At 36.0% G+C, this 5,417-nt stretch carries 9 protein-coding genes; all 9 read left to right on the plus strand.

What is annotated here, in order from left to right; translation table 11 throughout:
* Positions 1–254, plus strand: a 254-nt coding sequence (locus ACJAT0_RS12480) for a hypothetical protein (RefSeq protein WP_415181918.1), incomplete at its 5' end; no start/stop codon positions are given.
* Between the two features lie 2 nt (positions 255–256).
* Positions 257–721 (plus strand): hypothetical protein, encoded by a 465-nt coding sequence (locus tag ACJAT0_RS12485; protein ID WP_415181919.1) that lies wholly within the window; start codon positions 257–259, stop codon positions 719–721.
* Positions 722–724: 3 nt separating this feature from the next.
* The gene (locus ACJAT0_RS12490) at positions 725–928 is read left to right on the plus strand and encodes a helix-turn-helix domain-containing protein (RefSeq protein WP_415181920.1); all 204 of its coding nucleotides are present in this window, start codon (positions 725–727) and stop codon (positions 926–928) included.
* A gap of 138 nt (positions 929–1,066) precedes the next feature.
* Positions 1,067–1,495: an ankyrin repeat domain-containing protein gene (locus ACJAT0_RS12495; RefSeq protein ID WP_415181921.1), complete on the plus strand. Its 429-nt coding sequence runs from the start codon at positions 1,067–1,069 to the stop codon at positions 1,493–1,495.
* 153 nt (positions 1,496–1,648) lie between these two features.
* Positions 1,649–2,044, plus strand: coding sequence for an adenosylmethionine decarboxylase (speD, locus tag ACJAT0_RS12500; protein WP_415181922.1), 396 nt, complete (start codon positions 1,649–1,651; stop codon positions 2,042–2,044).
* Complete coding sequence (locus tag ACJAT0_RS12505; RefSeq protein ID WP_374002738.1) at positions 2,034–2,822, plus strand: ion transporter; 789 nt, start codon at positions 2,034–2,036, stop codon at positions 2,820–2,822. The genes speD and ACJAT0_RS12505 overlap by 11 nt, the downstream gene beginning before the upstream one ends.
* 2 nt (positions 2,823–2,824) lie before the next feature.
* On the plus strand, positions 2,825–3,298 hold the full coding sequence (locus ACJAT0_RS12510) for a DUF4178 domain-containing protein (protein WP_415181923.1): 474 nt from the start codon (positions 2,825–2,827) through the stop codon (positions 3,296–3,298).
* 14 nt (positions 3,299–3,312) lie between these two features.
* A complete protein-coding gene (locus tag ACJAT0_RS12515; RefSeq protein ID WP_415181924.1) occupies positions 3,313–4,080 on the plus strand; it encodes a hypothetical protein in 768 nt (255 codons plus the stop codon).
* Positions 4,081–4,083: 3 nt separating this feature from the next.
* Positions 4,084–5,417 (plus strand): polyamine aminopropyltransferase (locus tag ACJAT0_RS12520; protein WP_415181925.1); only part of this gene is annotated, 1,334 nt, incomplete at its 3' end.

Here is a 5,417-nt window from a genome sequence, read left to right on the forward strand (position 1 = left end):
GGCATTTTTATAGGGCTGGTTTGTTTTGTGTTATTGGATCATTGATCACTAAAGTCCCTTCTGTCATTTATAAATACGCTACAATGTCGGTGATAAAATCAAATGCGATTTCAATAAAGAACGTTTCTATTGATCTGGGTTTTTCATTTGATTCTTTCCTGGTGATTACGGCACTTGGAATCTTCTTAATTATCATATCTAAGATCATCAACCAATCTATTAAAATTCAACAAGAAAACGACTTAACTATATAATTATGAAACATAAAAGGTACTTCGATACATCTACCACGAGTTTTACTGTTTTTTTTATAGTAATAGGTGTACTTCTGTTATTAGGCGCACTGTCTAAAAAGCTTCTTTCTAACTTTGATCTACTGGAGAGTGTAGAAGAAAAAGCAGTTAGTACAAATCATATTATAATCACCACGACTGGCATTGTTTGTTTTACCCTTACCATCTATTCTGTCTTTTGTTTCTACAGATTTATGAGCAAGGCAAATAAAGGCAAATTATTCTCAGAAGTGTCCTCTCTACTCTGGAAACAAATCAGTACAATTTATATTGTCATAGGAGTTCTATTTGCCTTATTATCAATAGTAACTTTTAAATTTATAGGTGGTATCCCTGTATGTGGCTTTATAAGTTCCATAGCTTATTCCTTTAGTAAGATCTTTAAAGACTCTAGCATCTTAAAAGATGAAAACGACCTAACCATATAAGCCATGCCTATTTACATCAACCTAGACATAGTGCTGGCACAAAAAGGCATGAAAAGCAATGAACTAGCAGATCTGGTAGGAATCACCACGGCAAACCTTTCTATTTTGAAAACGGGAAAGGCAAAAGCGGTGCGATTCTCTACTCTTGAAGCTATTTGTGAAGCCCTAGAGTGCCAGCCAGGTGACATACTGAAATATAAAATATAATATGTAAAAATTAAATAATATACAAAGCTAGGTGGTGTGTTCCTATTCAGCGAAAGCGCTATACTAATGAAATCAATTATAAAACTGCTAAATGGTTTTAAACGATAGTGTTATATTAGCAGTTCTTAAAACCTAACAATGATGAAAAAAGTTCTTATTATTCTCGCTCTTATCCTAGCAGGAACGGCAGGTGCTCAAGATTTAACTAGAGACATGACTATTGCTCTTAAAAATGATAGCCCTGCGGATCTTCAAGCTTTAGTTACTGGAAGTAACAAGGACGAATGTCTTCAAGCAGGAACCAGAAAAGCGACGCTTTTACAATTAGCCATTCAAATGGGAAGTTCTGACACAGCTGCCTATTTAATAAACGAAGCTCAAGTAAATGTCAACCAAGCCTGTGATGATAATACACCATTGATGTGGGCAGCAAAAATGGGGCGCTCTAACATAGTAGCTATTCTATTAAACGCTGGTGCAGATGCTTCTATTCAAGTTGACGGTAAAACAGCATTAGACCTGGCCATTGCAAATGGTAACGAAGCTACTGTCAAATTATTGAAGTAACTTTTTATTTGCATACCCTTCTTAATTTTATACACGGAGAGTGTAAATAATACTATCACAAAACCTGCAGAGTCTTCTTTGCAGGTTTTATCTTTTACAATTCCTCTAGTATTCTTCCATATTTGAATTTACTGAAATAAAATAAAGCTGATATTGAAACCACTTCAACCTTTAGGTTACCAAAAAACCATAGACTTTTACGGCTGTTCTACAGAAAAAATCAACTCTTGTAACTATGTAGAAACCAAGTTGCTTGAAGCTGCTCGTTTGATGCAGCTTACTGTAGTAAATGCAACGATTCATAAGTTTTCTCCTATAGGGGTAAGTGGTGTTATAGTCATAGAAGAAAGTCATATAGCTATTCACACTTGGCCAGAGCATCATTATGTAGCTTTGGATATTTTTACTTGTAACAGCTCTTACGAATTGGAAAAAGGGATTGATTTTTTGACACAAGCCTTTGAAGCTCAGAAAATAGAAGAGAAAGACATCGTTAGAGGTGATTTGAATCAGGTTAAAAATTTAAACTCCAGCATCTATGAGAATTAAAGAAATAGTTTATGGATTATTAGATGAGGAACGTGGCAATCAACGAGGCGATAACGTAGTTCATTATTTAATCTCTGGTCTGATTATCCTGAATGTGTTTGCTTTATTTCTTGAATCGTATAATGAATTAAAAGCCTCTTACGGCAATATTTTTAAGTCTATTGAAATCGTTTCTATTATTGTGTTCAGTATAGAGTATGCCGCTAGAATCTGGACAGCAGATCTGGCTTTTAAGAATAAAGGCGCTTTTAAATCGAGATGGAGCTATATGTTTTCTTTTATGGGGTTGATAGATCTGCTCTCCATACTTCCCTTCTACCTGCCGTTTTTATTCAAGATTGATTTAAGAGTTATACGAACACTTAGGCTATTGAGATTACTGCGTATTTTAAAGTTGAATAGACACTCTGCCGCGTTGCGACTTATAGCGACCGTTTTCAAAAAATCAAAAAATGATATTGTAGCTACTATATTTATAGTTTCTATTTTATTAGTCATCGCTGCAACGCTGATGTATGACCTAGAAAACAAAGCACAGCCTGATGCTTTTAAAAACATAGGAGAAGCGCTGTGGTGGTCTGTTGCGACTTTAACTACGGTGGGTTACGGAGATATTTACCCCATTACAGGATTAGGGAAATTATTGAGTGGTATTATTGCGTTGTTAGGTATAGGAATCGTGGCGCTACCTACTGGTATCATAAGTTCTGCGTATATAGAAGAAGTCCAAAATAGAAATGCTATGAAATGCTGCCCACACTGCGATAAAGACCTTTAATTATGTTTTGGAATAAAAAAAATCCCGATCTGTATAAACTTGCCTTAGGAACGGGTTTAAAAACTCAGAAAGAGAAATGGACTGTTACAGAAATATCGAATTACGACTGGGGTGTTGATGGAAGAAGTGTGGAGTATTTATTGACCTCTGGCGATGGAAGAGAAGCGTATCTTGAAGTAGAGCGATTTGAAGGAGAAAACGAAATCTACTTCAGCGAAGTTGTGCCCATAGAACGAAATATACTAGAACAAGCTATAAAAGATGCAGGCATCATTTTTAAAGACATTAACTTTGAACTGGATGAACATTATAATGGCTCGTTTAAAAACGAAACCTTAATGACATCATGGAGGCCTGTAGAAAGTTTTTTATTTTACGATCTAAACGAAATGATGATCACTATTGAAGTCATTGAAAATACCAAATTTCAAGCCTTCTATGGCAAAGAAATAACTGAAAACGAAATCAAATTTTAAAATTCGCTTGTCTTATGAAAATTACCATCCTCAAATATGTATCTTTTTTACTTATTATAAGTCTGACACTTTGTTCTTGTGGCACTTCAGATGATAGCATTACTGTAGATAAGGAACCTACGGATAGGTTAATTCAAAAACTAGGAAAAGAAGATTATTCTATCGTTTTGAACGATATGAATATTACAGAGAATTCTGGAATTAAAAGATACCAGCATAAATACAATGTACTTCAAGTGGAACGAGATTCCTTAGTGGTAGATTCAATGGACTGGAAAACGGTAAACAGACCATTTTTTGAAAAGCATGAAAATGACCTAGGAATGGAGCTGGTTTCTCACCATAATGGGAAACTATCTAGAGTGGCACAACCCGTGGGTTTTGGCTGGGCTATTGGTAATGAAAAGTACGGTAATTGGGAAGAAGTAAAGAAAGATTCCAGCGCCGCAGCTCCTGCAAGATCCCAGCGACAATGGAGATCAAATGGGACCAGCTTTTTATTCCTTTATTGGATGATGCGCCGCCCAGCTTATCAGAGAAATTATACCGGATACAGAAACGCTAGCGCAAATGGCAAGCCTTATTATGGTAGTGCAGCAAGCGGAAGTAGTCAATATGGGACACGTAGTACGTATCAAAAAAACAGAAGGCCTTCCTTTTTTTCACGTAAAAAAACAAGTTCTACTTGGAGCAAACACACCACAGAAAAAACTAAAAGAAGTAGTTCGCGATATAAAAGTTCGTCGAGAACCCGTTCTCGTTCTGGAGGTTTTGGAAAGTAACCTATGGCATTAGTGAAATCTTCAAGAAGCAAAAAATCTACCGTCCTTAAAATTGCCCTTTTTGCCACTGGTTTCAGTGGTATTGTGGCAGAGTATATCTTATCCACACTTGCAAGTTATTTTATAGGAAATGCAATTTTACAATTCACCCTAATTGTCTCTATCATGCTTTTCTCTATGGGACTAGGCAGCCGTTTAAGCAGGTCCTTTGATAAAAACATCATCTTTTACTTTGTAGTTTCAGAGCTGGTGCTTTCGTTTTTAGTCTGTTTTAGTGCCATCATTTCTTATATCATTTTTGGTGTAACCAATAACGCTTGGATTGTTATTTATTTATTGTCTATAGCCATAGGCTTATTGATAGGAGTGGAAATCCCTTTTGCTACTCGCATCAATAATGAATATGAAGAACTGCGCTTTAATATTTCAAACATCCTAGAGAAAGATTATTACGGCAGTCTAGTAGGCGGGTTATTTTTTGCTTTTGTTGGTTTACCCTACTTGGGATTGACGTACACGCCGTTTGTGTTAGGGCTCATCAATTTTGGCGTTTCCTTCTGGTTGTTTTACACCTTAAGACATCAAGTAAATAACAAATTACAAAAGGTACTTTATGCGAGCTATATGGGGATAGGTATCATAATTTTATCAGGCTTGTTTTTTGCAAAGCCGCTGGTTCTTTTTGGAGAACAATCCAAGTATAAAGATAAAATTGTGTTCTCAGAACAAACAAAGTATCAAAAGATAGTCATCACCTCATGGCAGGAATGGCATTCCTTATATATTAATGGAAACCAGCAACTTTCCACGTTTGATGAGTATTTGTACCATGAACCTATGGTACATAGCGTTTTAGGGATGACTCCTATTAAAAAGAATGTTTTAGTATTGGGCGGTGGTGACGGATGTCTCGTTAGAGAGCTTCTTAAATACCCTGAGATTGAACAAATCACTTTAGTAGATCTCGATAAAAAAATGATCGAACTCGGTACATCCAATTCTATATTCACAACGCTTAATAACAATGCACTCAACAACAGTAAAGTAACAACTGTAGCTGCTGACGCATTTAACTATATGGATAGATCCGAAGAACTTTACGATGTTATTCTAGTAGATTTACCAGACCCTAATAATGTAGATCTAAACAAGCTTTATACCAAGGAGTTTTACAATATTTGTTACGACAAGCTCCAAGATTACGGTAGTTTCATAACCCAATCAGGAAGTCCTTATTATGCTACAAAAGCATTTTATTGCGTAAACAAAACATTAGAAGCTGCCTCGTTTTATACCTTACCCTTGCACAACCAAGTGCTCACTTTGGGCGAATGGGG

Source organism: Nonlabens sp. (genome assembly GCF_047636915.1).
Taxonomy (GTDB): domain Bacteria; phylum Bacteroidota; class Bacteroidia; order Flavobacteriales; family Flavobacteriaceae; genus Nonlabens.

Excerpts from the sequence above, each read along its gene's own strand:
- ACJAT0_RS12485 (WP_415181919.1), top strand. The coding sequence starts at position 257 with ATGAAACATAAAAGGTACTTCGATACATCTACCACGAGTTTTACTGTT.
- ACJAT0_RS12495 (WP_415181921.1), top strand. The coding sequence starts at position 1,067 with ATGATGAAAAAAGTTCTTATTATTCTCGCTCTTATCCTAGCAGGAACG.
- ACJAT0_RS12505 (WP_374002738.1), top strand. The coding sequence starts at position 2,034 with ATGAGAATTAAAGAAATAGTTTATGGATTATTAGATGAGGAACGTGGC.
- ACJAT0_RS12515 (WP_415181924.1), top strand. The coding sequence starts at position 3,313 with ATGAAAATTACCATCCTCAAATATGTATCTTTTTTACTTATTATAAGT.
- ACJAT0_RS12490 (WP_415181920.1), top strand. The coding sequence starts at position 725 with ATGCCTATTTACATCAACCTAGACATAGTGCTGGCACAAAAAGGCATG.
- ACJAT0_RS12510 (WP_415181923.1), top strand. The coding sequence starts at position 2,825 with ATGTTTTGGAATAAAAAAAATCCCGATCTGTATAAACTTGCCTTAGGA.